This window comes from Pseudomonas sp. AC463 (assembly GCF_979253585.1).
The window spans coordinates 307,506-333,342 of record NZ_CEEDDZ010000005.1 but is presented as its reverse complement, the minus strand read 5'-3'; the positions used below and the strand labels follow the sequence as shown (position 1 = coordinate 333,342).

General features: G+C 62.1%; 26 protein-coding genes and 1 pseudogene. 21 read left to right on the top strand and 6 right to left on the bottom strand.

All coding sequences use genetic code 11. The features are described from left to right. Window positions 1-139 precede the first annotated feature (139 nt). The 3 genes from AC0IYH_RS08760 to rpmE form a co-directional block, all read right to left on the bottom strand. Window positions 140-1,408: a malic enzyme-like NAD(P)-binding protein gene (locus tag AC0IYH_RS08760; RefSeq protein ID WP_116627452.1), complete on the bottom strand. Its 1,269-nt coding sequence runs from the start codon at window positions 1,406-1,408 to the stop codon at window positions 140-142. Between the two features lie 181 nt (window positions 1,409-1,589). After that, window positions 1,590-2,402, bottom strand: coding sequence for a thermonuclease family protein (locus AC0IYH_RS08755; RefSeq protein WP_471833883.1), 813 nt, complete (start codon window positions 2,400-2,402; stop codon window positions 1,590-1,592). Window positions 2,403-2,416: 14 nt separating this feature from the next. Beyond that, window positions 2,417-2,650 carry a 50S ribosomal protein L31 gene (gene rpmE, locus AC0IYH_RS08750; protein ID WP_005784030.1) on the bottom strand — a complete coding sequence of 78 codons (234 nt, stop codon included), beginning with the start codon at window positions 2,648-2,650 and terminating at the stop codon, window positions 2,417-2,419. Between the two features lie 229 nt (window positions 2,651-2,879). Between rpmE and AC0IYH_RS08745 the strand changes: the two genes are divergently transcribed. The 10 genes from AC0IYH_RS08745 (at window position 2,880) to AC0IYH_RS08700 (ending at window position 15,558) form a co-directional block, all read left to right on the top strand. Beyond that, window positions 2,880-5,099, top strand: a complete 2,220-nt coding sequence (locus tag AC0IYH_RS08745; protein ID WP_471833880.1) for a primosomal protein N' — start codon at window positions 2,880-2,882, stop codon at window positions 5,097-5,099. Between the two features lie 110 nt (window positions 5,100-5,209). Then, complete coding sequence (gene argS, locus AC0IYH_RS08740; RefSeq protein WP_122774868.1) at window positions 5,210-6,946, top strand: arginine--tRNA ligase; 1,737 nt, start codon at window positions 5,210-5,212, stop codon at window positions 6,944-6,946. A 1-nt stretch (window position 6,947) separates the two neighbouring features. Continuing rightward, the gene (locus AC0IYH_RS08735; RefSeq protein ID WP_105522105.1) at window positions 6,948-7,649 is read left to right on the top strand and encodes an SPOR domain-containing protein; all 702 of its coding nucleotides are present in this window, start codon (window positions 6,948-6,950) and stop codon (window positions 7,647-7,649) included. A gap of 258 nt (window positions 7,650-7,907) precedes the next feature. Next, on the top strand, window positions 7,908-8,438 hold the full coding sequence (gene hslV / locus AC0IYH_RS08730; RefSeq protein ID WP_017738857.1) for an ATP-dependent protease subunit HslV: 531 nt from the start codon (window positions 7,908-7,910) through the stop codon (window positions 8,436-8,438). A gap of 37 nt (window positions 8,439-8,475) precedes the next feature. Continuing rightward, window positions 8,476-9,813, top strand: a complete 1,338-nt coding sequence (gene hslU, locus AC0IYH_RS08725) for an ATP-dependent protease ATPase subunit HslU (protein WP_471833877.1) — start codon at window positions 8,476-8,478, stop codon at window positions 9,811-9,813. A gap of 86 nt (window positions 9,814-9,899) precedes the next feature. Then, the gene (locus AC0IYH_RS08720; protein WP_116627457.1) at window positions 9,900-10,277 is read left to right on the top strand and encodes a gamma-butyrobetaine hydroxylase family protein; all 378 of its coding nucleotides are present in this window, start codon (window positions 9,900-9,902) and stop codon (window positions 10,275-10,277) included. Window positions 10,278-10,529: 252 nt separating this feature from the next. Then, window positions 10,530-12,209 carry a class II poly(R)-hydroxyalkanoic acid synthase gene (gene phaC, locus AC0IYH_RS08715; protein WP_116627458.1) on the top strand — a complete coding sequence of 560 codons (1,680 nt, stop codon included), beginning with the start codon at window positions 10,530-10,532 and terminating at the stop codon, window positions 12,207-12,209. Between the two features lie 85 nt (window positions 12,210-12,294). Next, window positions 12,295-13,140, top strand: coding sequence for a poly(3-hydroxyalkanoate) depolymerase (phaZ, locus tag AC0IYH_RS08710; protein ID WP_116627459.1), 846 nt, complete (start codon window positions 12,295-12,297; stop codon window positions 13,138-13,140). Between the two features lie 88 nt (window positions 13,141-13,228). After that, entirely contained in the window at window positions 13,229-14,911 is a 1,683-nt protein-coding gene (phaC, locus tag AC0IYH_RS08705) for a class II poly(R)-hydroxyalkanoic acid synthase (protein WP_471833875.1), read from the top strand. 26 nt (window positions 14,912-14,937) lie between these two features. After that, window positions 14,938-15,558, top strand: coding sequence for a TetR/AcrR family transcriptional regulator (locus AC0IYH_RS08700; RefSeq protein ID WP_116627461.1), 621 nt, complete (start codon window positions 14,938-14,940; stop codon window positions 15,556-15,558). Between the two features lie 112 nt (window positions 15,559-15,670). On the opposite strand, the gene AC0IYH_RS08695 is transcribed toward AC0IYH_RS08700, so the two are convergent. The 3 genes from AC0IYH_RS08695 to AC0IYH_RS08685 form a co-directional block, all read right to left on the bottom strand. Continuing rightward, window positions 15,671-16,624 (bottom strand): phasin family protein, encoded by a 954-nt coding sequence (locus AC0IYH_RS08695; RefSeq protein WP_471833873.1) that lies wholly within the window; start codon window positions 16,622-16,624, stop codon window positions 15,671-15,673. Between the two features lie 12 nt (window positions 16,625-16,636). After that, window positions 16,637-17,059 carry a phasin family protein gene (locus tag AC0IYH_RS08690; protein WP_101265672.1) on the bottom strand — a complete coding sequence of 141 codons (423 nt, stop codon included), beginning with the start codon at window positions 17,057-17,059 and terminating at the stop codon, window positions 16,637-16,639. Window positions 17,060-17,164: 105 nt separating this feature from the next. Beyond that, complete coding sequence (locus AC0IYH_RS08685) at window positions 17,165-17,440, bottom strand: polyhydroxyalkanoic acid system family protein (RefSeq protein ID WP_116627463.1); 276 nt, start codon at window positions 17,438-17,440, stop codon at window positions 17,165-17,167. A gap of 145 nt (window positions 17,441-17,585) precedes the next feature. On the opposite strand from AC0IYH_RS08685, the gene ubiE reads away from it, so the two are divergent. The 11 genes and pseudogenes from ubiE to AC0IYH_RS08630 all read left to right on the top strand — a co-directional run bounded on the left by ubiE (window position 17,586) and on the right by AC0IYH_RS08630 (window position 25,670). Further along, window positions 17,586-18,356 carry a bifunctional demethylmenaquinone methyltransferase/2-methoxy-6-polyprenyl-1,4-benzoquinol methylase UbiE gene (gene ubiE, locus AC0IYH_RS08680; RefSeq protein WP_003171186.1) on the top strand — a complete coding sequence of 257 codons (771 nt, stop codon included), beginning with the start codon at window positions 17,586-17,588 and terminating at the stop codon, window positions 18,354-18,356. Next, window positions 18,356-18,979 carry an SCP2 sterol-binding domain-containing protein gene (locus AC0IYH_RS08675; RefSeq protein WP_122774871.1) on the top strand — a complete coding sequence of 208 codons (624 nt, stop codon included), beginning with the start codon at window positions 18,356-18,358 and terminating at the stop codon, window positions 18,977-18,979. The genes ubiE and AC0IYH_RS08675 overlap by 1 nt, the downstream gene beginning before the upstream one ends. Further along, complete coding sequence (ubiB, locus tag AC0IYH_RS08670) at window positions 18,976-20,580, top strand: ubiquinone biosynthesis regulatory protein kinase UbiB (RefSeq protein WP_122774872.1); 1,605 nt, start codon at window positions 18,976-18,978, stop codon at window positions 20,578-20,580. Before AC0IYH_RS08675 ends, ubiB begins: the two co-directional genes overlap by 4 nt. A 41-nt stretch (window positions 20,581-20,621) precedes the next feature. Continuing rightward, complete coding sequence (gene hisI / locus AC0IYH_RS08665) at window positions 20,622-21,014, top strand: phosphoribosyl-AMP cyclohydrolase (RefSeq protein ID WP_012721796.1); 393 nt, start codon at window positions 20,622-20,624, stop codon at window positions 21,012-21,014. Between the two features lie 2 nt (window positions 21,015-21,016). Then, window positions 21,017-21,349, top strand: coding sequence for a phosphoribosyl-ATP diphosphatase (locus tag AC0IYH_RS08660; protein ID WP_003209299.1), 333 nt, complete (start codon window positions 21,017-21,019; stop codon window positions 21,347-21,349). Between the two features lie 26 nt (window positions 21,350-21,375). Next, a complete protein-coding gene (locus AC0IYH_RS08655) occupies window positions 21,376-21,654 on the top strand; it encodes a twin-arginine translocase TatA/TatE family subunit (RefSeq protein ID WP_116627466.1) in 279 nt (92 codons plus the stop codon). Between the two features lie 10 nt (window positions 21,655-21,664). Continuing rightward, entirely contained in the window at window positions 21,665-22,072 is a 408-nt protein-coding gene (tatB, locus tag AC0IYH_RS08650) for a Sec-independent protein translocase protein TatB (protein ID WP_471833868.1), read from the top strand. After that, on the top strand, window positions 22,069-22,860 hold the full coding sequence (tatC, locus tag AC0IYH_RS08645; protein ID WP_116627468.1) for a twin-arginine translocase subunit TatC: 792 nt from the start codon (window positions 22,069-22,071) through the stop codon (window positions 22,858-22,860). The genes tatB and tatC overlap by 4 nt, the downstream gene beginning before the upstream one ends. Beyond that, entirely contained in the window at window positions 22,857-23,564 is a 708-nt protein-coding gene (locus AC0IYH_RS08640) for a 16S rRNA (uracil(1498)-N(3))-methyltransferase (protein WP_471833866.1), read from the top strand. The genes tatC and AC0IYH_RS08640 overlap by 4 nt, the downstream gene beginning before the upstream one ends. 189 nt (window positions 23,565-23,753) lie before the next feature. Then, window positions 23,754-24,764, top strand: a pseudogene (locus AC0IYH_RS08635) (methyl-accepting chemotaxis protein); the annotation flags it as partial. 33 nt (window positions 24,765-24,797) lie between these two features. Further along, window positions 24,798-25,670 (top strand): methyl-accepting chemotaxis protein, encoded by an 873-nt coding sequence (locus AC0IYH_RS08630; RefSeq protein WP_371917346.1) that lies wholly within the window; start codon window positions 24,798-24,800, stop codon window positions 25,668-25,670. Window positions 25,671-25,837 lie beyond the last annotated feature (167 nt).

Sequence of the window (25,837 nt, the reverse complement as noted above, 5' to 3'; positions counted from 1 at the left end):
GCTCCGCCTTTTTCCCGTATCCATTGAATCCTCCTGAAGATCGGTCAGAAGGTGTAAACCTTATTCAGGACGGGACACCCGCCACAAAAAAGCCCCGACTCGCGAGAGCCAGGGCTTTTTGTTGGTGCGCTACAACGGCTTAGCCGTTGAACACATCATCCACGCTTTGCAGCGGGTAGTGCTTCGGATACGGCAGGGTGGCCACACCGGTCTCGATGGCGGCTTTGGCCACGGCATCGGAGATCAGGGTGATCAGGCGCTTATCCATTGGTTTCGGAATGATGTACTCACGACCGAATGCCAGCGGTGCACCGCCGTAGGCGTCGCACACGTCCTGAGGTACCGGCAGCTTGGCCAGTTCGCGCAGGGCGTTGGCGGCAGCGACTTTCATCTCTTCGTTGATGCGCTTGGCGCGAACGTCCAGGGCACCACGGAAGATGAACGGGAAGCCCAGCACGTTGTTGACCTGGTTCGGGTAGTCCGAACGGCCGGTGGCCATGATCACGTCGCTGCGGGTGGCGTGAGCCAGCTCTGGCGAGATCTCAGGGTCCGGGTTGGAGCACGCGAACACGATCGGGTTGGCCGCCATGGACTTGAGGCCTTCGGCGCTCAGCAGGTTCGGGCCGGACAGACCAACGAACACATCGGCACCGTTGAGGGCGTCAGCCAGGGTGCGCTTGTCGGTAGCGTGGGCAAACATCGCCTTGTACTGGTTCAGGTCGGTACGCTCGGACTGGACCACGCCCTTGCTGTCGACCATGAAGATGTTTTCCAGCTTGGCGCCCATGCTCACCAGCAACTTCATGCAGGAGATGGCCGCAGCGCCAGCACCCAGGCAGACGATCTGTGCGTCGCCGAGGGTTTTGCCAGCGATTTCCAGAGCGTTGATCATGCCGGCGGCGGTAACGATCGCGGTACCGTGCTGGTCATCGTGGAATACCGGGATGTCGCACTGCTCGATCAGGGCCTTTTCGATCTCGAAGCACTCAGGTGCCTTGATGTCTTCCAGGTTGATACCACCGAAGGTGATGGAAATGCGCTTTACGGTGTCGATGAAAGCCTGCGGGCTCTCGGAATCGACTTCGATGTCGAAAACGTCGATGCCGGCAAAGCGCTTGAACAGCACGCCTTTACCTTCCATGACTGGCTTGGAAGCCAATGGGCCGAGGTTACCCAGGCCCAGAATCGCGGTGCCATCGGAAATCACTGCAACCAGGTTGCCTTTGCCGGTGTACTTGTACGCCAGTTCGGGGTCGCGCGCGATTTCACGTACGGGCTCGGCCACGCCAGGGCTGTAGGCCAGCGACAGATCGCGGGCGGTGGCGGTGGCTTTGGTGAGCTCTACACTCAGCTTTCCTGGACGAGGATGGGCATGATATTCGAGAGCGGCAGTTTTCAAATCAGACATATCGGCATTCCGCTTTTACTGTTGGTCGACGGACCGCCGAGGATACGCGTGTCGTAAAGCCCCTACAAGACTGGTCAGTCACAGGTGTCAAGGGCCCGAAGCGACGTACTTTAGTCTAAAGCCACGGCGCGCAAGGGCTGGACTGTTCACAATCGACTCAAAAAATGTCTACAATTTTTTCTTAATGCGTCGATTTGAGCATGCCGGGATCGGTCAATGGCAGCAGCCAGCGTGCCTGGCCATTTTTCAAGCTGCCGCGCCGCGAGCGATCCTGCACCCAGCCACGCGCCTCGATTGTCTTGCCTTGCAGACCATTGAGCTGGGCGACATCGAATTGTCCGGCCAGATCGGGTGCAACCCGTAATACCAGTGAGCCGTGCAATTCGATCCAGATTCCACCGCGATTGCGTTCGATCTTGCTCACCCGGCCGCTGACCAGGGCAAACCCGGATTGCTTGAGCTGCGCCACGCTCTGCACCGGCGACTGCCGCCACACGCCCAAACGTGCCGCGCGAGCGGTGTTTTCAGCAACCTGCTGGCAAGCCACAAGGTCGATATTCGGCGCGACACCGACCTGGAAACCCAGGCCCTCAGCCAGCAGCTGCGCTTCCAGGTTCTCACCATTAGCGCCATAGAGGTGAGCCAGGGTTCGGCCATAGCGGTCTTTGCCCTCACGCCCCGACACCAGGCCGACGCGACCGCCGCTGGCCGCCACCAAGGCCTGCAAACGCTGGCGGGCGGCGACCGCATAAGGCTCGTCGACACGCCCCTTTTTACCGGTTTCCGGCGCATTGAGGCCGATCATGCGCACGCTGCGGCCATCCTTGAGGCGCACCGTGTCGCCATCCACCACGCGCTGCACGTCTACCTGCAGCAGGGCGGCCGGTGCCGGACAATAAACCTGGGCCTGGGCCTGGGCGACGTTCAGCAAAATCCCAGGCACAAAAAAGGCGCCCACAAGGGACGCCTTCTTCAACAGCTGGCAAAAGCCCATAAGGCTTTTGAGCCTTACTCTGCTGGAGTAGCAGCAGGCTTCTTGCCGAAAGCACCAAAGCGATCTGCGAAGCGCTGTACGCGGCCGCCGGTGTCCAGAGTTTTCTGCTTACCGGTGTAGAACGGGTGGCACTCGTTGCATACGTCAGTACCCAGTGGCTTGCACAGGTTCGAACGAGTTTCGAACTTGTTGCCGCAGCTGCAGGTTACTTCGATGGTTTCGTACGCTGGATGGATATCGGCTTTCATGGCACTTCCTCGGGCTAGCGTGCCGCCACTCGACACTATTGTCGAATACCGCACGTAATTAGGCCGCGGATTCTACCAGACCTTTTTAAACGCGCAAGCGGTGGCTAGTGCCGATTCAGCCCATAAAGGCCCCTTTCATCAGAAAACTATCGGCTACCCCAAGCCTTGCCGCGTCTGCTAGGCTCCCGCCCCTGCGCCACCGCCTGCCTTTATAGATGAGACCCCTCGCGTGCCCGACGCCATCTTGCGCCTAGCCCTGCCCTCGCCCCTGCGCCGCCTGTTCGATTACCGCGCCCCGGCCGGTGTGCTGCGGGCGCAGTTGCAACCGGGCATGCGTGTGCGTGTGCCGTTTGGGCGGCGGGAAATGATCGGCATCCTGATCGAAATCGCCGATCACAGCGAAGTCCCGGCGGAAAAACTCAAGCCCGCCCTGGCCATCCTCGACGCCACGCCGCCGCTGCCGCCCGCGCTGTTCAAGCTGTGCCTGTGGACTGCCCAGTATTACCAGCACAGCCTGGGCGACACCCTGAGCTGGGCGCTGCCGGTATTGCTGCGCCAGGGCGAACTGGCCGAAGCGCGCCAGGAGCGCTTCTGGTCGATGGTGCCCGGTGCCCGCCTCGACGACCCGCGCATCGCCCGCGCCCCGCGTCAGCGTGAAGCCTTGGCGACCCTGGCCCAGCACCCCCACGGCGTGGCCCATCAGCTGTTGAGCAAGCTGATGCTGAACAAGGACAGCCTCGACCTGCTGCTGGCCAAAGACCTGGTGCAGGTGGAAATCCGCAAGCACGCCCCCGACCCGCGCCACGAACACTGGCTGGCCCAGCCGGAACTGCCGCTGAACCCCGAGCAGCGCGCCGCGTATGAGGCGATTCGCGCCGGTTTCGACAGCTTCCACGCGTTCCTGCTGGCCGGCGTCACCGGCAGCGGCAAGACCGAAGTGTATTTGCAACTGATCCGCGAAACCCTGCAAGCCGGCAAACAGGCGCTGGTGTTGATCCCCGAGATCAACCTGGGCCCGCAAACCCTGGCGCGCTTCGAGCAGCGCTTCAACGCGCGCATCGCCCTGGTGCACTCGGCGGTCAACGACCGCGATCGCCTGGAGGCCTGGCTGGCCGCAAGGGACGGCGAGGCCGACATTATTATCGGCACCCGCTCGGCGCTGTTCACGCCGATGAAAAAACCTGGCCTGATCATCATCGACGAGGAGCACGACGGCTCCTATAAACAGCAGGAAGGCCTGCGCTACCACGCCCGCGACCTGGCATTGGTTCGCGCGCGCCAGGAAGACATCCCGATTGTGCTCGGCTCGGCCACGCCGTCCCTGGAAAGCCTGCACAACGCCTACACCGGCCGGTATGGGCTCCTACGCCTGAACGAACGCGCCGGTGGTGCCAAACAGCCGCGTTTCCTGCGCCTGGACGTAAAAAGTCGCCCGCTGGACAGCGGCATTTCCGGGCCGATGCAACAAGCCATCGGCCAGACCCTCGCCGCCGGCCAGCAGGTGCTGGTGTTTCTCAACCGCCGTGGCTTTGCGCCGACGCTGCTATGCCATGACTGTGGCTGGATGTCCGAGTGCGAGCGCTGCGACGCGCGCATGACCGTGCACCAGCGCCACGGCGAGTTGCGCTGCCACCACTGCGGCCATGTGGAGCGTGTACCGCGCCACTGCCCGCAGTGCGGCAAGGTGGATCTGCGCCCCGTGGGTGCAGGCACCGAACGCGCCGAAGAGCGCCTGGGCATCCTGTTTCCGGATTACCCGGTGCTGCGGGTCGACCGCGACAGCACCTCGCGCAAAGACGCGATGAACCAGCTGTTCGCCACCATCCAGAAGGGCCAGCCGTGCATCCTGGTGGGCACGCAGATGCTCGCCAAAGGGCATCACTTTCCACGGGTGACCCTGGTGTCGATCCTGGATGCCGATGGCGGGCTGTTCTCCGGCGACTTCCGCGCCAGCGAGCGCATGGCGCAGCTGATCGTGCAGGTCGCAGGCCGTGCCGGGCGCGCCGAGGAGCCGGGCAAGGTGATTATCCAGACGCACCTGGCCGATCACCCGCTGCTGATCCAGCTGACAGAACAAGGCTACTTTGCCTTCGCCGAGCAAGCCCTGAGCGAACGCCGCGCCGCCGGCCTGCCGCCGTTTGCGCACCTGGCGCTGTTGCGCGCCGAAGCCCACAAGCCGGGCCAGGCCGAAGGTTTTCTGGACGAAGCGTGCAGCGTCGCCGAAGGTTTGCTCGGCGAACTGAACCTGAGCGGCATCGAATTGCTCGGCCCGGTGCCCGCGCCTATGGAGCGCCGCGCCGGGCGGTATCGCGCTCAGCTACTCTTGCAGGCAACCTCGCGCGCGCCGCTGCATCGGCTGTTAACCAGCTGGTTGCTTGCCCTGGAGCAAATGCCCAGCGGCCGCCAAGTGCGATGGTCACTGGATGTTGACCCGGTAGATTTGTATTAACCCTGGCCACAGGTCCCGCGAAGGTTGGCAAGCCCGCCCTCGCCACGGATAATGCCCAGTTTTTCCACCTGCGCATCGCGCGCCGCCGCTTGCGGTCGAAAGAGAACACCATGAAAGACACCATTCGCCAGCTGATCCAACAAGCCCTCACCCAACTCGTCAACGAAGGTGTGTTGCCTGAAGGCCTGACGCCGGCGATCCAGGTGGAAAACACCCGCGACAAGACCCACGGCGACTTCGCCAGCAACATCGCAATGATGCTGTCCAAGCCTGCGGGCATGAAGCCGCGCGACCTGGCGGAAAAAATCATCGCCGCGCTGCCGGCCGACGCCAGCGTGACCAAGGCCGAAATCGCCGGCCCGGGCTTTATCAACTTCTTCCAGAACACCCAGGCCCTGGCCTCGCGCCTCGACGCGGCCCTGGCCGACGCCAGCATCGGCGTGCGCAAGGCCGGCCCGCTGCAGCGCGTGGCCGTTGACCTGTCGGCGCCCAACCTGGCCAAAGAGATGCACGTCGGCCACCTGCGCTCGACCATCATCGGCGACGGCGTGGCGCGGGTGCTGGAGTTCCTCGGCGACACCGTGATCCGCCAGAACCACGTGGGCGACTGGGGCACCCAGTTCGGCATGCTGATGGCTTATCTGCAGGAAAACCCGATCACCAGCAACGAGCTGTCGGACCTGGAGAACTTCTACCGCGCGGCCAAAAAGCGCTTCGACGAATCCGAAGAGTTCGCCGACCGCGCCCGTGGCCTGGTGGTTAAGCTGCAAGCCGGCGATGAAGAATGCCTGGCGCTATGGGGCCGTTTCCGTGAGATTTCGCTGTCGCACTGCCAGGAAATCTACGAGCTGCTCAACGTGAAGCTGACCATGGCCGACGTGATGGGCGAAAGCGCCTACAACGACGACCTGATCAACGTGGTCAACGACCTCAAGGCCGCCGGCCTGCTGGTAGAGAGCAACGGCGCGCAGTGCGTGTTCCTCGAAGAATTCAAGACCGCCGACGGCGAGCCGCTGCCGGTGATCATCGTCAAGGCCGATGGCGGCTACCTCTACGCCACCACCGACCTGGCGGCCGTGCGCTACCGCAGCGGCGTGCTCAAGGCCGATCGCGCGCTGTACTTCGTTGACCAGCGCCAGGCCCTGCACTTCCAGCAGGTGTTCGAAGTGGCGCGTCGCGCCGGCTTCGTGACTCACCCGATGCAGATGGAACACATGGGCTTCGGCACCATGAACGGCGCCGACGGCCGCCCGTTCAAGACCCGTGACGGCGGCACCGTGAAGCTGATCGACCTGCTGAACGAAGCCCAGGAGCGTGCCTACAGCCTGGTGAAGGAAAAGAACCCGGAGCTGGCCGAGGCCGACCTGCGCAACATCGCCCGCGTGGTCGGGATTGGCGCGGTGAAATACGCTGACCTGTCCAAGCACCGCACCAGCGACTACAGCTTCAACTTCGAACTGATGCTCAACTTCGAGGGCAACACCGCGCCGTACCTGCTCTACGCCTACACCCGTGTGGCCGGTGTGTTCCGCAAGCTGGGCAAGGACTTCAGCGCAGTTGAAGGCCAGATCGTGCTGGATGCCCCGCACGAACAGGAACTGGCCGCCAAACTGGCGCAATTCGGCGAAGTGCTGAACAGCGTCGGCGAGAAAGGCACACCCCACATCCTGTGCACCTACCTGTACGAAGTTGCCGGCCTGTTCTCCAGCTTCTACGAGAACTGCCCGATCCTCACCGCCGACGACGAAGCCCAGAAGCAGAGTCGCCTGCGCCTCGCCGCACTGGCCGGACGCACCCTCAAGCAAGGCCTGGAACTGTTAGGCCTGGAAACCCTGGAGCGTATGTAAGTTGGCTGCCAAGAAAAAACCTGCTCCCAAGCGCGGCGCCAGCCGCTACCAGGCCCCGGCGAAGAAGCCGATTCCGGGCTGGTTGTGGATGGCCATCGGCCTCACCGTCGGCGCGTTTATCGTGTTCCTGATGAAGCTCGACCCGGGCAAGGGCGATGACGTCAAACGGGTCAAGCAGGAACAGCAGAAGGCCACGAAAATGGCCGAAGCCAACAAGACCGCCCCGAGCCCGACCGCACCGGTGAAGCCGAAATACGACTTCTACACCCTGCTGCCGGAATCGGAGGTGATCGTGCCGCCTGACGCCGTGCCGGAGAAAACCCTGCCGACGCCGCAAGTGCCGACCACGCCGGTCACCCCAGCGGAAGCGGCGAAAATCGACACCGCGCGAGCCCAGGCCGCACTGGCCGGGATCACCCCGCCACCCGCGCCGCCAGTGGCAGAAACCAAGGCGGCGCCGGTGACCAAGTTCTTCCTGCAAGCGGGCTCGTTCCCGAAACAGGCGGACGCGGATCGTGTGCGCGCGCAGATCATTCTGTTGGGGCAGACGGTGACGGTGGAGTCCGGCACGGTGAAGGACGCGACCTGGTATCGCGTGCTGGTTGGCCCGTTCAGCAACCGCGAACAGCTGACCGTGGCGCAGAAACAATTGGCCGGCGCGGGCTTTAGCAACCTGTTGTTACAACAACGCCAGAGCCGCTGATCCAGGCCCAACACCGGATCAAAATGTGGGAGGGGGCTTGCCCCCGATGGCAGTGTGTCAGTCAGCATATGTGTCTCTGACACACCGCTATCGGGGGCAAGCCCCCTCCCACATTTGGTTTTGTGGTGTTGGTGAAAGCGTGTAGGACCGATATACACCGCTCGTCCGCACTGAAGTCCTACGGTTGAAATCCCCCCCACGACCCCCATATCAGTTTCCATCAGGGCATTTTCGCCCCGCTGCGTGGAGACTCTCCCCTTGACCACCATCGTTTCAGTACGTCGCCACGGCAAAGTCGTCATGGGCGGCGACGGCCAGGTTTCACTGGGCAATACCGTGATGAAAGGCAACGCCAAGAAAGTGCGTCGCCTGTACCACGGCCAGGTGCTTGCCGGTTTCGCCGGCGCCACCGCCGACGCCTTCACCCTCTTCGAGCGTTTTGAAGGCCAGCTGGAAAAACACCAGGGTCATCTCGTACGCGCCGCCGTCGAACTTGCCAAAGAATGGCGCACCGACCGCTCCCTCAGCCGCCTGGAAGCCATGCTGGCCGTGGCCAACAAAGACGCCTCGCTGATCATCACCGGCAACGGCGACGTGGTTGAACCGGAAAACGGCTTGATCGCCATGGGTTCCGGCGGGGGCTACGCCCAGGCAGCCGCCAGCGCACTGTTGAAGAAAACCGACCTGTCGGCCCGCGAAATCGTCGAGACTGCCTTGGGCATCGCTGGCGATATCTGCGTGTTCACCAACCACAATCTGACCATTGAGGAGCAGGACCTCGCCGAGTAAGCCGTAGGCTTATTCCCGCTTGAGGCCGCCAAACACTATGTCCATGACTCCCCGCGAAATCGTCCATGAACTCAATCGCCATATCATCGGCCAGGACGATGCCAAGCGCGCCGTAGCCATCGCGCTGCGTAACCGCTGGCGCCGGATGCAACTGCCTGAAGAGTTGCGCGTTGAAGTAACCCCGAAAAACATCCTGATGATCGGCCCCACCGGCGTCGGTAAAACCGAAATTGCCCGCCGCCTGGCCAAGCTGGCCAATGCACCGTTCATCAAGGTCGAAGCCACCAAGTTCACCGAAGTGGGCTATGTGGGCCGTGACGTCGAGTCGATCATCCGTGACCTGGCCGACGCCGCCCTGAAACTGCTGCGCGAACAGGAAATGACCAAGGTCAGCCATCGCGCCGAAGACGCCGCCGAAGAACGCATCCTCGATGCCCTGCTGCCCCCGGCACGCATGGGCTTCAACGAAGACGCCGCGCCGGCCTCGGATTCCAACACCCGCCAGCTGTTCCGCAAGCGCCTGCGTGAAGGCCAGCTGGACGACAAGGAAATCGAGATCGAAGTCGCCGAGGTCTCTGGCGTCGACATCTCCGCACCGCCTGGCATGGAAGAAATGACCAGCCAGCTGCAAAACCTGTTCGCCAACATGGGCAAGGGCAAGAAGAAAAGCCGCAAGCTCAAGGTGAAGGAAGCGCTGAAACTGGTGCGCGACGAAGAAGCCGGGCGCCTGGTGAATGAGGAAGAACTCAAAGCCAAGGCTCTGGAAGCGGTCGAGCAGCACGGCATCGTGTTTATCGATGAGATCGACAAGGTGGCCAAGCGCGGTAATTCCGGCGGCGTCGACGTGTCTCGCGAAGGCGTACAGCGTGACCTGCTGCCGCTGATCGAAGGCTGCACCGTCAACACCAAGCTGGGCATGGTGAAAACCGACCACATCCTGTTTATCGCCTCCGGTGCATTCCACCTGAGCAAGCCAAGCGACCTGGTACCGGAGCTGCAAGGCCGCCTGCCGATTCGCGTGGAACTCAAGGCGCTGACCCCGGGCGACTTCGAGCGCATCCTCAGCGAGCCGCACGCGTCGCTCACCGAGCAATACCGTGAGCTGCTGAAAACCGAAGGCTTGGGCATCGAGTTCCTGCCGGACGGCATCAAGCGCCTGGCGGAGATTGCCTGGCAGGTCAACGAGAAGACCGAGAACATCGGTGCGCGTCGTTTGCATACGCTGCTGGAGCGGTTGCTGGAGGAAGTCTCGTTCAGCGCCGGTGACATGGCCGGTTCGCAGAATGGCGAGACGATCAAGATCGACGCTGAGTACGTGAATAGCCACTTGGGCGAATTGGCGCAGAACGAAGATTTGTCGCGGTATATTCTGTAAGCCACACACAGAATCGCTTCGCTCTATGTGGGAGGGGGCAAGCCCCCTCCCACATTTTGAAGCCGGTTTCTTCAGGAATATTTTCAATGGCCAAATTTCCTACTGCAGTAAACCTGCACAAAACATCCAACACCCTCGGCCTCACCTACGGGCCCGATGAGGTCTACCAGCTACCCGCCGAACTCCTGCGCACCCACTCACCTTCCGCCGAAGTCCAGGGCCATGGCAAACCGATCCTGCAATTCGGCAAGCTCAACGTCCGGCTCACCAAGGTAGAACCGGCCGGTCAGTACGCACTGAAATTGACCTTCGACGACGGCCACGACAGCGGGCTGTTCACCTGGGACTACCTCTACCAACTGGCCGTGCGTCAGGAGGCGTTGTGGGCCGATTATCTTGCCGAGCTCAAGGCCGCCGGCAAAACCCGCGATCCGAGCGAGTCGGTCGTGCGGCTGATGCTCTAGCCCAGGCTTCTTGCTCTTTAGAGGGCATTTTCTAATTTCATCTGCTTGAATGCCCTGTCGCGCGGCCAACGATTGGCCCGCTTGCGAAAAAAATTAAACTCGGGTAACCAATGGAACTGGCAAGTTCCCTGCATTTGACGATGCGGTATCAACGGTCACCCGAGTCGCAGTACCAGGCTTGTGTTGTGTATCGAAAAAACCTCGTACGCAGCGGTACCCGGTACTCGTCTTTCGGACAATGGAGCGTCGTAGATGAGTAACAAGAACAACGATGACTTGAAAAGCCAGGCCTCGGAAAACACCCTGGGGCTCAACCCGATCATCGCGTTACGGAAAAAGGACTTACTCGCCTCGGCGAAGATGGTGCTGACCCAAGCCATCAAGCAACCGTTGCACAGCGTCAAGCATGTCGCCCACTTTGGGGTCGAATTGAAGAACGTGATGTTCGGCAAATCCACGCTGGTGCCGGAGAGCGACGACCGTCGTTTTCACGACCCGGCCTGGAGCCAGAACCCGCTCTACAAACGCTACCTGCAAACCTACCTGGCGTGGCGCAAGGAACTGCACGACTGGATCGGCGACAGCAACCTGTCCGAGCAGGACATCAGCCGCGGCCACTTCGTGATCAACCTGATGACCGAAGCCATGGCCCCCACCAACAGCGCGGCCAACCCGGCGGCGGTCAAACGCTTCTTTGAAACCGGCGGTAAAAGCCTGCTCGATGGCCTGTCCCATTTGGCCAAGGACATGGTGCACAACGGCGGCATGCCGAGCCAGGTCAACATGGGCGCGTTTGAAGTGGGCAAGAGCCTGGGCACCACCGAAGGCGCCGTGGTGTTTCGCAACGACGTGCTGGAGCTGATCCAGTACAAGCCGATCACCGAACAAGTGCACGAGCGCCCGCTGCTGGTGGTGCCACCGCAGATCAACAAATTCTATGTATTCGACTTGAGCCCGGACAAGAGCCTGGCGCGCTTCTGCCTGCGCAACGGCCAGCAGACCTTTATCGTGAGCTGGCGCAACCCGACCAAGGCCCAGCGCGAGTGGGGCCTGTCGACCTATATCGAGGCGCTCAAGGAAGCGGTGGATGTGGTCACGGCGATCACCGGCAGCAAAGACATCAACATGCTCGGCGCCTGCTCCGGGGGCATCACCTGCACCGCCCTGCTCGGCCACTACGCCGCGCTGGGGGAGAAGAAGGTCAACGCCCTGACCCTGCTGGTAAGCGTGCTGGACACCACCCTGGACACCCAGGTGGCGCTGTTTGTCGACGAGCAAACCCTGGAAGCGGCCAAGCGCCATTCCTACCAGGCCGGCGTGCTCGAAGGCCGCGACATGGCCAAGGTGTTCGCCTGGATGCGCCCCAATGACCTGATCTGGAACTACTGGGTCAACAACTACCTGCTCGGCAACGAGCCGCCGGTGTTCGACATCCTGTTCTGGAACAACGACACCACACGCCTGCCCGCCGCGTTCCACGGCGACCTGATCGAACTGTTCAAAAATAACCCACTGGTACGCGCCAACGCCCTCGAAGTGTGCGGCACGCCCATCGACCTCAAGCAGGTCACCGCCGATATCTACTCACTGGCCGGCACCAACGACCACATCACGCCGTGGCAGTCCTGCTACAAGTCGGCGCAGCTGTTTGGCGGCAAGGTGGAGTTTGTGTTGTCGAGCAGCGGGCATATCCAGAGCATCCTCAACCCGCCGGGCAACCCCAAGGCGCGCTACCAGACCAGCGACAGCCTGGCCGGCAAGCCGCTGGAGTGGCAGGAGAATGCCACCAAGCATACCGATTCGTGGTGGCTGCATTGGCAGGCCTGGCAGGCGGAGCGGGCGGGCAAACTTAAGAAAGCACCTACAAGTTTGGGTAACAAAACCTATGCCGCTGCTGAGGCGGCGCCGGGAACCTATGTACACGAACGCTAAATTGAAATGGGGTTAAGTGTGGGAGGGGGCAAGCCACCTCCCACACTGACCTCACTCCGGCTGTAGGACTTCACAGGGCTTGAACATGCCGCAACCGTTCATCTTCCGTACCATCGACCTGGATGGCCAGACCATCCGCACGGCGGTGCGCCCGGGCAAGCCTCACCTGACGCCGCTGCTGATCTTCAATGGCATCGGCGCCAACCTTGAGCTGGTGTTTCCGTTCGTCCAGGCACTGGACCCGGACCTGGAAGTGATTGCCTTCGATGTACCCGGCGTGGGCGGTTCCTCCACGCCCAACCGGCCGTATCGGTTCCCCGGCCTGGCCAGGCTCACCGCGCGCATGCTCGATTACCTGGACTATGGCCAGGTCAGCGTGGTCGGCGTGTCGTGGGGCGGGGCGTTGGCGCAGCAGTTTGCCTATGACTACCCGGAGCGCTGCAAGAAGCTGATCCTCGCGGCCACGGCGGCGGGTGCGGTGATGGTGCCGGGAAAGCCCAAGGTACTGTGGCTGATGGCAAGCCCCAGGCGTTATATCCAGCCGTCCCATGTGGTGCGCATTGCGCCGATGATCTATGGCGGCTCGTTCCGTCGCGATTCAAAACTGGCCGCCGAGCACGCCAGCAAAGTGCGCTCGGCCGGCAAGCTCGGTTACTACTGGCAGCTGTTCGCCGGGCTGGGCTGGACCAGCATCCACTGGCTGCACAAGATCCGCCAACCGACCCTGGTGCTGGCCGGCGACGACGACCCGCTGATCCCCTTGATCAACATGCGCATGCTCGCCTGGCGCATTCCCAACGCGCAGTTGCACATCATCGATGACGGCCACCTGTTCCTGATCACCCGGGCCGAAGCCGTGGCGCCGATCATCATGAAGTTTCTCGAGGAGGAGCGCCTGCGCGCAGTGATTCATCCACGACCGGCGGTGTAAGGAGTACACCGCCGCGCAACTTGCCCAGAACCAACTATGGTTCTGAATTGGCGTGCCCGTTGTTGGCTTGACGAAGGAGTGTTGGCTCATGCGAGAAAGACCCGTGACGAACCCGGCGCCCACCCCCGCGGCGTTCATCAATGCGCAAAATGCGATCACCGGCCTGCGCGGCCGGGACCTGCTCTCGACCCTGCGCAGCGTGGCCGTCCACGGCCTGCGCAACCCGGTGCACACCGCCCGCCATGCCCTGGCCCTCGGCGGTCAACTGGGCCGCGTGTTGCTGGGTGAAACGGTGCATGAGCCGAACCCGCGCGACAGCCGCTTCCTCGACCCCACATGGGCCCTCAACCCGTTCTACCGGCGCAGCCTGCAAGCCTACCTGAGCTGGCAGAAGCAGACCCGCCACTGGATCGATGACAGCTCGCTGGGCGCCGACGACCGCGCCCGCGCGCACTTCGCCTTTGCCCTGCTCAACGACGCGGTATCCCCGTCCAATACCCTGCTCAACCCACTGGCGATCAAGGAGCTGCTCAACTCCGGCGGCAACAGCGTGGTGCGCGGCGTCAGCAACCTGTTCGACGACCTGCTGCACAACCACGGCCTGCCCCGCCAAGTGAGCAAGCAAGCCTTCGAAGTCGGCAAGACGGTAGCGACCACCCCAGGCTCGGTAGTATTTCGCAATGAATTACTGGAGCTGATCCAGTACAAGCCCATGAGCGAAAAACAGTACGCCAAGCCGCTGTTGATCGTGCCGCCGCAAATCAACAAGTACTACATTTTCGACCTGAGCCCGGCCAACAGCTTTGTGCAGTACGCCCTGAAAAACGGCCTGCAGACCTTTATGGTCAGCTGGCGCAACCCGGATGTGCGACACCGCGAATGGGGCCTGTCCACCTACGTCGCCGCCCTCGAAGAGGCGCTCAACGTGTGCCGGGCGATCACCGGCGCCCGCGAAGTCAACCTGATGGGCGCCTGCGCCGGCGGCCTGACCATCGCCGCCCTGCAGGGCCACTTGCAGGCCAAGCGCCAGCTGCGGCGCATCTCCAGCGCCAGCTACCTGGTGAGCCTGCTCGACAGCCAGATCGACAGCCCGGCCACACTGTTCGTCGATGAGCAAACCCTGGAAGCGGCCAAGCGCCGCTCCTACCAGCAAGGCGTACTCGACGGCCGCGACATGGCGCGGGTGTTCGCCTGGATGCGCCCCAATGACCTGATCTGGAACTACTGGATCAACAACTACCTGCTGGGCAAGGAGCCGCCCGCGTTCGACATCCTCTACTGGAACAACGACAACACGCGCCTGCCCGCCGCTTTGCATGGCGACCTGCTGGATTTCTTCAAGCACAACCCGCTGAGCCATCCGGGAGGCCTGGAGGTGTGCGGCACGCCGATCGACTTGCAGAAGGTCACGGTGGACAGCTTCAGCGTGGCCGGGATCAACGACCACATCACGCCGTGGGATGCGGTGTACCGCTCCACGCAGTTGCTGGGCGGCGAGCGGCGCTTCGTGCTGTCCAACAGCGGGCACATCCAGAGCATCCTCAACCCGCCGGGCAACCCCAAGGCCAACTACGTCGAAAACCCCAAGCTGAGCAGCGACCCGCGCGCCTGGTACTACGACGCCAGCCACGTCGAAGGCAGCTGGTGGCCGCAGTGGCTGGAGTGGATCCAGCAACGCTCCGGCGTTCAGCGCGAAACCCTGACCGCCCTGGGCAACCAGAACTACCCACCGATGGAAGCGGCGCCGGGCACTTACGTGCGGGTGCGCTAGCTCAACGCTCACATTAAGAAGACTGGATGAAGACCCGCGACCGTATCCTCGAATGTGCCCTGCAGTTGTTCAACCAGAAGGGCGAGCCGAATGTGTCGACCATGGAGGTGGCCAATGAAATGGGGATCAGCCCCGGCAACCTCTACTACCACTTCCATGGCAAGGAGCCGCTGGTACTCGGGCTGTTCGAGCGCTTTCAAAATGAGCTGGCGCCGCTGCTCGACCCACCGGCGGATGCGCAGCTGGAGGCCCAGGATTACTGGCTGTTCCTGCACCTGATCATCGAGCGCATGGCCCATTACCGGTTTCTGTTCCAGGACCTATCGAACCTGGCCGGGCGCCTGCCCAAGCTGGCCAAGGGCGTTCGCGGCCTGCTGACCGCCCTCAAGCGCACCCTGGCGTCATTGCTGGCGCGGCTGAAGGCGGCCGGGCAATTGGTCAGCGATACCCAGGCGCTGGGGCAACTGGTGGAGCAGATCACCCTGACCCTGCTGTTTTCGTTGGACTACCAGCGGATTCTCGACCGTGAAGGCGAGGTGCGTGTGGTGGTGTACCAGATCATGATGCTGGTGGCGCCGCACCTGATGGTGCCGGCGAGACTGGCGACCGAGAAATTCGCCCTCAAATACCTGGATAACCCGAATTAAAACGGTGGGAGGGGGCAAGCCCCCTCCCACATTGGGATTGCGGTGCCTACTGGATCGCCATAAAAAAACGCCCGACCTTTACAGGCCGGGCGTTTTTTATGTCCCCGAAAAATCAGGACTGACTGGATGGCGTCGGGGTTACCGGCGTTGCAGTCGGGGTAACGGCAGCGGGCGTCGGTGCGGACACCGAGTTGGCTGTCGACGCCGTTGGCGCAGGGGTTGCAGGCTTGGCTGCAACCGCAGGCTTGGCGGCGGGTTTCTTCGCTGCTGCTGGTTTCTTCGCGGCGGCTGGTTTTGCCGCTGGCTTGGCGGCGGCCGGCTTGGCTGCAGGTTTCGCAGTGGCTGGCTTGGCAGCCGGTTTGGCGGCAGCGGTTTTAGCTGCAGGTTTCGCAGCCGGTTTGGCAGCGGGTTTAGCCGCTGGCTTGGCGGCGGCCTTCACGGCAGGTTTGGCAGCAGCTTTAGCGGCCACCGGTTTTGCCGCAGGCTTGGCAGCCGGTTTGGCCGCAGCGGTTTTGGCCGCTGGCTTGGCTGCTGGTTTAGCGGCAGCTTTTGCAGGCGCCTTGGCGGCGGGTTTGGCAGCGGCTTTTACTGCCGGCTTGGCGGCGGCTTTCACCAGAGGTTTGGCGGCAGGCTTGGCGGCTGGTTTGGCCGCTGCGGTTTTAACCGGAGCCACTTTGGCGCCGGTAAGTTTCTCGATTTGCTTGGTCAGTGTGTCGACCTTGCTGTGCAGCGTCTTCAACTCAGCTTTGCTCGGCACGCCGAGTCGCGAAATAGCACTGTTGAGGCGCTTGTCGAAGGTTTCTTCCAACTTGCCCCAAGTGTCAGAAATACTCGACTTGGCAGAACCGGCAGTTGCCTTGGCCGCTTCAACTTTTTTACCAACCGTGGTTTTGGTCAACTTCTCGGCTTTCTCGCCGTCCTTGACCAAAGTCTCGAAGTACTTGCCGCCGTCACTGCTAACCTTCGAGTACACGCCTAAACCAGCAAGCCAGATCTTACGGGAATATTTTTCAACTTCCCCGACCCACGAGCTGCCTTCTTTCTGAGTAGTCTTTTTAACAGCCATCCCGATGTCTCCTTAGTGTTTACGCGCGACACGTTCGAGCAATGCCGTCAGCTCTTCGAGCTTAGCAGAGAGTGTCTCAACGTCATGTTTAGACGCAATGCCGATTCGATTCAAGGCACTGGCTACACGAGTATCAAAAGCTTTTTCAACTTTATCCAGCTGAACTTCTACCAGACCTTTGACCGCCGAGACATTACTCTTTACTTGGTCAATCTGACTGTTGGCGGCATCAAGTTGTTCAATAGCAACTTTTTTACCTTTACTTTCAACATGTTGACCCGTCTTAACCAGCTCTTTGAAGTAGTCGCTGCCCTCGCTTCCGACCTTGGCATATGCACCAAGACCTGCCAGCCAGATCTTGCGGGCATAGCTTTTAACGTCACTCAGGGCAGTAGTCTGGGCGTCGATTTTTTTCTTCAAGATAACTTTGGCCATGGTGCACCTCACGCAGAAAAGGGGGGAGGAACGGCCCACAGGAGTTGAGGGCTTGGGCACAAAGTAGGCTGGAAAATTAGAATCGGCACCCTAACAACTGTCGGGTCAGGCCAGCGCCTTATCCAGGGCTTTCTCGATTTCGGACTTGATAGTGCCGCTCATGGCCGACATCAACAGGCCCAGTTCCACATCAATACGCAGCGAATCATCCGCGACTAATACCGTGCCTTTAACCCCCGAACGCTTGAGGTTCAAGGTATCGCCGGACCACGAAGGCTCCAGGCCATATTGCTCCTTGAGTTTTTGCGCCAACTTGTCGGCCTTGGCGCGTGCGCCCTCTTTACCCAGGGAATGTGCACGCTCAACGGTAATACGGGCCATTGCTATGACTCCTCTTTATAACGACTCGGAACACCGGCCATGCGGCAAAAAGCCTCGGTGCCCGCCTATCTTACCTTCAGCCTTGCCAAGACAAAGCAGGCGGTGGGGATTATCATGTCCCGCATTCTCTTTTGGTGACAGCGATATGACTGATCAGCGCAAAGGCAGCGATGCCGAACCCACCACTCACTTCGGCTTCAAGAACGTTCCGGAAAGCCAGAAAGCGGAAAAAGTCGCTGAGGTGTTCCACTCCGTCGCCGCCAAGTACGACCTGATGAACGACGTGCTCTCCGGCGGCATGCACCGCCTGTGGAAGCGTTTCACCATCGAGTTGTCGGGCGTACGCACCGGCAACCGCGTGCTCGACATCGCCGGCGGCACCGGCGACCTGGCGGCCAAGTTCTCCAAGCTCGTCGGCCCCACCGGCCAGGTGGTATTGGCCGACATCAACGGCTCGATGCTCAAGGTCGGCCGTGATCGCCTGCTGGATAAAGGCGTGGCCGGCAATATCGAATTCGTCCAGGCCGACGCTGAAAAGCTGCCGTTCCCGGACAACCATTTCGACTGCGTGACCATCGCCTTCGGCCTGCGCAACGTCACCCATAAAGAAGACGCGATCCGCTCGATGCTGCGCGTGCTCAAGCCGGGCGGCCGCCTGTTGGTGCTGGAGTTCTCCAAGCCGACCAACGCGCTGATGTCCAAGGTCTACGACACCTACTCGTTCGCCTTCATGCCGCTGATGGGCAAGCTGATCACCAATGACGCCGAAAGCTATCGCTACCTGGCCGAATCGATCCGCATGCACCCCGACCAGGAAACCCTGAAGTCGATGATGGTGGAAGCCGGTTTCGACCGCGTGACCTACCACAACATGACGTCGGGCATCGTCGCCCTGCACCGCGGCATCAAGCCCTGATGCTGCTCCAGGGTCTTCTCGCCAGCGTTGAACACGGCATTAACCGTGTGCTGCGCCTGGACAGCACCGCCCTGGCGCGGCTGGCGCACTTGAACGGCAAGGTGATTGCCGTCGACTGCACCAGCCCGGCCTTGCAGCTGTTTATCCTGCCCAGCGATGAAGGCCTGCTGCTGGCCACCCAATGGGCCGCCGACGCCGACTGCACCTTGCGTGCGCCGGCGTCGAGCCTGTTGCACCTGGCCCTGAGCCGCAACAAGACCGCGATCCTGCACGGTCCCGAAGTGCATCTGGAAGGCGACAGCGCGGTGCTGATGGACCTGGCCGCCGTGCTGCAGGATCTGGAACTGGATTGGGAATACGAGCTGTCACGCTGGATCGGCCCCGTGGCCACCCAGCTGATCAGCGGGCACCTGAACAGCCGTAAACGCTGGTACCAGCAAGGGTTCGCCAGCCTCAACCAGAACCTTGCCGAATACCTGAGCGAAGAATCGCGCACCCTGGTCGGAGAACGGGAAGCGCAAGCGCGCTTTCGTGAACTCGACAAGGCCAAAATCGACCTGGAACGCCTCGAGGCGCGCTTCGAGCGCCTGAGCCGTTCCCTTGATCCAAGCGATAACGCATGAAGCTGCTCGCCGTCCGCCGTTTGTTTCGTATCCAGCGCGTCGTAATCCGCTACCGCCTCGATGACCTGCTGTTCGCCCTGCCCCTTCCGTGGTTCCTGCTGGCGGTGCGCTATGTGCTGCCGTGGCGCTGGTTCCCGCGCAAGCCGCTGGAGCTGAGCCGTGGCGCGCGCCTGCGCCTGGCGCTGCAGGATTTGGGGCCGATCTTTATCAAGTTCGGGCAGATCCTCTCGACCCGCCGCGACCTGCTGCCCGAAGACATCGCCGACGAACTGATGCTGTTGCAGGACCGCGTGCCGCCGTTCGATTCCCAGCAGTCGATGAAGCTGATCGAAGAGCAGCTGGGCCGGAAGATCAGCGAAGTGTTCAGCCGTTTCGACGTCGAGCCCCTGGCCTCGGCCTCGGTGGCGCAAGTACACGCCGCGCAGCTCAAGACCGGCGAAGAAGTGGTGGTGAAGGTGATCCGCCCGGGCCTCAAGCCGATCATCGGCCAGGACCTGGCGTGGCTGTTTATCCTGGCGCGCGCCGCCGAGCGTTTCTCGGCCGATGCACGCCTGCTGCACCCGGTGGACGTGGTCGCCGACTACGAAAAAACCATCTACGACGAACTCGACCTGTTGCGCGAGGCGGCCAACGCCAGCCAGCTCAAGCGCAATTTCGAAGGCTCGCAACTGTTGTACGTGCCGCAAGTGTATTGGGACTGGTGCCGCCCCAAAGTGCTGGTGATGGAGCGTATCTACGGCGTGCAGGTTACCGACCTGGCAACCCTGGCCGACCAGCGCACCGATATGAAGATGCTCGCCGAGCGAGGCGTGGAGATTTTCTTCACCCAAGTGTTCCGCGACAGTTTCTTCCACGCCGACATGCACCCGGGCAACATCTTCGTCAGCACCGTCAACCCGTGGAGCCCGCAGTACATCGCGATCGACTGCGGCATCGTCGGCAGCCTGACCCCGGAAGACCAGGACTACCTGGCCCGCAACCTGTTCGCCTTCTTCAAGCGCGACTACCGCCGCGTGGCGCAACTGCACATCGATTCGGGCTGGGTGCCGGCGGAAACCAAGCTGAATGAATTCGAAGCAGCGATCCGCACCGTGTGCGAGCCGATCTTCGAAAAACCGTTAAAAGATATTTCCTTCGGCCAGGTGCTGATGCGCCTGTTCCAGACCGCGCGGCGCTTCAATATGGAAGTGCAGCCGCAGCTGGTGCTGTTGCAGAAAACCCTGCTCAACATCGAAGGCCTGGGCCGCCAGCTGTACCCGGACCTCGACCTGTGGAACACCGCGCAGCCGTTCCTCGAACGCTGGATGCGCGAGCGCGTCAGCCCGAAAACCCTGCTGGGCAACCTGCACAGCCAATTCGAACAACTGCCGCACCTGGCCAACATGACCCGCGACCTGCTGGAGCGCATGTCCCAGCCCCACGCCAAGGACCCGCCGCCGCCGTGGCACAAGCGCAAGGATGACTGGTTCCTGCGCCTGCTCGGCGCCGCGCACCTGGTGGGCGGCGTGATGCTGGCGATTGGCGGGCCGTTGAACCAGCTGGGCCACTGGCCGGCCGGCATCATGGTGGCCGTGGGTGTTTATCTGATCGTGCGTCGATAGCCAATCCGGTTATACACTGTCGCAAATTGCCGGAGCCGAACATGAAAGACTGGCTGGACGAGATCAAGTGGGACAGTGACGGCCTGGTGCCGGCCATTGCCCAGGACTACAAGACCGGGCGCGTGCTGATGATGGCCTGGATGAACCGCGAGGCCCTGAGCCTGACTGCCACTGAGCAGCGCGCCATTTACTGGTCACGCTCGCGTGGCAAACTGTGGCGCAAGGGCGAAGAGTCCGGGCACGTGCAAACCCTGCATGAGATGCGCATCGACTGCGACGCCGACGTGGTGATCCTCAAGGTCGAGCAGATCGGCGACATCGCCTGCCACACCGGCCGTCACAGCTGCTTCTATCGCGTGTTCGAGAACGGCGAATGGAAGGTTGTGGAGCCGGTGCTCAAAGACCCGCACGCCATCTACTCCGCAGGACACTGAACATGAGCGATACCCTGAACCGTGTGGCCCAGGTGCTGGAAGACCGCAAAGGCGCGGACGCCGACAGCTCCTACGTCGCCAGCCTGTACCACAAGGGCCTGAACAAGATTCTGGAAAAGCTCGGCGAAGAATCCGTCGAGACCATCATCGCCGCCAAGGACGCGCAAATCAGCGGCGATTGCAGCGATGTGATCTACGAAACCGCCGACTTGTGGTTCCACAGCCTGGTCATGCTCGCCCAACTGGGGCAGCATCCACAGGCCGTTCTGGATGAACTGGACCGTCGCTTCGGCTTGTCCGGGCACGCCGAAAAGGCCTCGCGCCCGTCCGCTTGAAAACTTAAGACTAGAGGATTTGCAGCATGGGCATTTTTGACTGGAAACACTGGATCGTCATTCTGGTAGTCGTGGTACTGGTGTTCGGCACCAAGAAACTCAAGAACCTGGGCACCGACGTGGGCGAGTCGATCAAGGGCTTTCGTAAAGCCATGAACGACGATGAAAAGCCCGCCGACCCAGCCGTCAATCCGGTGCCACCGGCGCAGCCTGTACACCCGCAGGCCACCCAGCCGATCACCGAGCGTCGTACCTTCGACGTGCAGGCTGAGAAAGTCGAAGAGCCAACCCGCAAAGACGTGTGAGCACTGACTAATGTTTGGTATCAGCTTCTCTGAACTGCTCCTCGTCGGCCTCGTGGCCCTGCTGGTACTCGGGCCGGAACGCCTGCCCGGTGCAGCGCGCACGGCCGGGCTGTGGATCGGGCGCCTGAAACGCAGTTTCAACGCCATCAAACAGGAAGTTGAACGGGAAATCGGCGCCGACGAAATCCGCCGGCAACTGCACAACGAACACATCCTGTCGTTGGAGCAGGAGGCACGCAAGATTCTGTCGCCCGTGCAGGAGCCGACCAAACCGGTGGAGCCTGCGGTCGAAAACAGCATCGCACCGGCGCCCGTCGCCGACGTCCCGCCTGCCGCTCCCACCCCGACCGAGCCAGCGCCGGTGCCCGTTGCGGCGCCCGCTCCCCATGACCCTACATTGCCGCCGCGAGCCCCATGAGCGCTGATAAACCGGAAAACGACCAGCATATGCCGCTGGTCTCGCACCTCACCGAGCTGCGTACCCGCCTGCTGCGTTGCGTAGCGGCGATCTTCATCATCTTTGCCGGGCTGTTTGCCTTTACCCAGCAGATCTACACCTTCGTCTCCACGCCCTTGCGCCAGTACCTGCCGGCCGGCGCGACGATGATCGCCACCGATGTGTCGTCGCCGTTCCTCACGCCGCTGAAGCTGACCATGATGGTCTCGCTGTTCCTGGCGATCCCGGTGATCCTGCACCAGATCTGGGGCTTTATCGCGCCAGGCCTGTACAAGCATGAAAAGCGCATCGCCGTGCCGTTGCTGGTGTCGAGCATCCTGCTGTTCTACACCGGCATGGCCTTCGCCTACTTCCTGGTGTTCCCGTTGATCTTCAAGTTCTTCGCCGCCGCCACCCCGGCCGGCGTGGAGATGATGACGGACATCACCAGCTACCTCGACTTCGTGATGACGCTGTTCTTCGCCTTTGGCGTGGCCTTCGAAATCCCTGTAGCCGTGGTGCTGCTGGTGTGGATCGGCGTGGTCAACGTGGCGTACCTGAAGAAGATCCGCCCGTACGTGATCATCGGCTGCTTTGTGGTCGGCATGATCCTCACGCCGCCGGACATCTTCTCGCAGACCTTGCTGGCCGTGCCGATGTGGATGCTGTTCGAGATCGGCATCCTGTTCAGCAGCTTGATCACCAAGCGCGGCGAACACCCGGATGACCAACCCGCCGACGACGAACAGCCGCCAGCGACCCAGCCGTGAACCTGCTGCTGCTGGAAGAGGCCGACTTTATCGCGGCCGACCGCGTGGTGCTGCGTGATCGGCGCCTGGTACACATGCAGGAGGTCCACCGCGCGGCGGTGGGCGACACCCTGCGCGTGGGCCGCATCGGCGGGCTGATGGGCAACGCACAGCTGCTGCGCCTGGAAGCTGGTGAGGCCGAGTTGCAAGTCAGCTTCGACCTGCCGCCCCCGGCCAAACTGCCCCTGACCCTGCTGCTGGCCCTGCCGCGCCCGAAGATGCTGCGCCGGGTCCTGCAAACCGTGGCGGCCATGGGCGTGCCCAAGGTGGTGCTGGTCAACAGCTACCGGGTCGAGAAAAGTTTCTGGCAAACCCCGTTTCTGGAACCCGAGGCGATTCGCGAGCAACTGATCCTCGGCCTTGAACAGGCGCGCGACACGGTACTGCCCGAGATCATCATCGAGAAGCGCTTCAAACCCTTCGTCGAAGACCGCCTGCCGGCCATGACCGAAGGCACCCTGGGCCTGATCGGTCATCCGGGCGATTACCCCGCCTGCCCGCGCGCGCTGGACGAGCCTGTGACCCTGGCGATTGGCCCGGAAGGTGGCTGGATCCCCTACGAGGTCGACTTACTGTCCAAGGCCGGCCTGCAACCGGTACAGCTCGGCGCACGCATCCTGCGCGTCGAAACCGCCGTGACCGCCCTGCTCGCCCGCCTCTTCTAACCCACCACAAATCCAATGTGGGAGGGGGCTTGCCCCCGATGGCGGGCTGTCAGTTGATATATCTGTAGCTGACACACCGCTATCGGGGGCAAGCCCCCTCCCACATTGGTACCGCGTCGCTACAGAATCCTGTGCCACAGCCGATAACCCCTGAATAAGTCCAAGCCTTGTTCCAGGGGAGTTCGCAGCATGTATCGTTGGTTAGCCGAAAAGCTGGGGAATGTCAGCGTCAAAACCAAACTGGGCGTCGGTTTCGGCCTGGTGTTGCTGCTCACATTGATGATCACCTTCACCGGCTGGAAAGGCCTGGGCGACGTGATCAGTCGGGGCGACAAGCTGGGTTATATTTCCAGCCTCAACGGGCTGACCAAGGACTTGCGCCTGGCACGCCTGGACTTCGAAATGCGTCGCGGCGAACAAGGTACCGGCGCGGTCACCGAGTTGCTGACTCAACTGGAGACGGGCTTGAAAAAGGCCGCCGAGCTGATCGAACAGCCCGATGACAAGGCCCTGGTCGAACAGCAACAGGACGCCCTGAACCAATACAAAAAGGCCTTCAACGCCATGGTCCAGGCCGGCCTCAAGCGTGAAGGCGCGCGCAGCAAGCTCGGCGACACGGCCGACAATGCCGTGGCGAAAGTCAACGAAGTCGAGAAAACCCTGCTGCAAGGCGACAGCGTCACTCAGTTCAATAGCGTGGTCGACCTGAGCAAGCTGATCCAGCAAGCACGCTTCCAGGTGCGCGGCTACACCTACAGCGGCAAGGTCGAAGCCGAACAGCCGGCCCTGGATGCCATTGACAACGCCCTGAAGAAAATCACCGAACTCGACGGCCAACTGCCTGCGCAGTTCCAGGCCAACCTGCAAGAGGCCAGCACCTCGCTGCAGGCCTACCGCGCCGCCGTCAGCCAGTACCGCGATTCCCAGGTCGCCAGTGCGGCCGCCCTGAAAATCATGGTCGCCCAAGGCGATGTCCTGATGGGCCACAGCGAAAAACTCACGACCTCCCAGACCGTGGTGCGCGACACCGATGCCGCGAACGCGAAAAACCTGTTGCTGCTGGCCACCGTGCTGGCGCTGATCTTCGGCCTGGTCGCCGCCTGGGCCATCACCCGCCAGATCACCATTCCGCTGAACCAGACCCTACTGGTGGCCGAGCGCGTGGCCTCGGGCGACCTGAGCCACAACCTCACCTCGCTGCGCCAGGACGAGCTGGGCCAGTTGCAACGCGCCATGCAAAGCATGAGCGTGGGCCTGCGCGAATTGATCGGCGGCATCAGCGACGGCGTCACCCAGATCGCCAGCGCCGCCGAGCAGCTCTCGGCCGTGACTGAACAGACCAGCGCCGGGGTCAACAGCCAGAAGGTCGAGACCGACCAGGTGGCCACCGCCATGAATGAAATGGCCGCCACCGTGCAGGAAGTCGCGCGCAACGCCGAGGAAGCTTCCGAAGCCGCCGTAGCCGCCGACCAGCAGGCCCGCGAAGGCGACAAGGTGGTCGGTGAGGCCATCGCCCAGATCGAACGCCTGGCCACCGAGGTGGGCAACTCCACCGAGGCCATGGGCCATCTGCAACGCGAAAGCGACAAGATCGGCAGCGTACTCGACGTGATCAAGTCCGTGGCCCAGCAAACCAACCTGCTGGCCCTCAACGCCGCGATTGAAGCGGCGCGCGCCGGTGAAGCCGGGCGTGGGTTTGCGGTGGTGGCGGATGAGGTGCGCAGCCTCGCCCAGCGCACGCAAAAATCCACCGAAGAGATCGAAGAGCTGATTGTCGGCCTGCAAACCGGCACCCAGCAGGTGGCGAGCATCATGGACAACAGCCGCAGCCTCACCGACAGCAGCGTCGAACTGACCCGCCGCGCCGGCAGCGCCCTGGGCAACATCACCCGGACGGTCTCGACCATCCAGGCGATGAACTCGCAGATCGCCACCGCCGCCGAGCAACAGAGCGCCGTGGCCGAGGAGATCAACCGCAGCGTGCTCAACGTTCGCGATGTGTCCGAACAGACCTCGGCCGCCAGCGAAGAAACCGCCGCCTCCAGCGCCGAACTGGCGCGCCTGGGGATTTACCTGCAAACCCTGGTGGGTCGCTTCAAGGTCTGAAGCCCTTTCGCGGCGGCCATCAGAGCCGCCGCCTTTCAATTTGTGAAATTTCCTACGCGTTTATCAGGTCGTGATTCACACGCCCGGCGCCGAATAAAAGTAGCGTTTCAATGCTCCTGACGTGTGTCAGGCGGTTCCCGAAACGCTCCTTTTGATTCGTTGGAGGT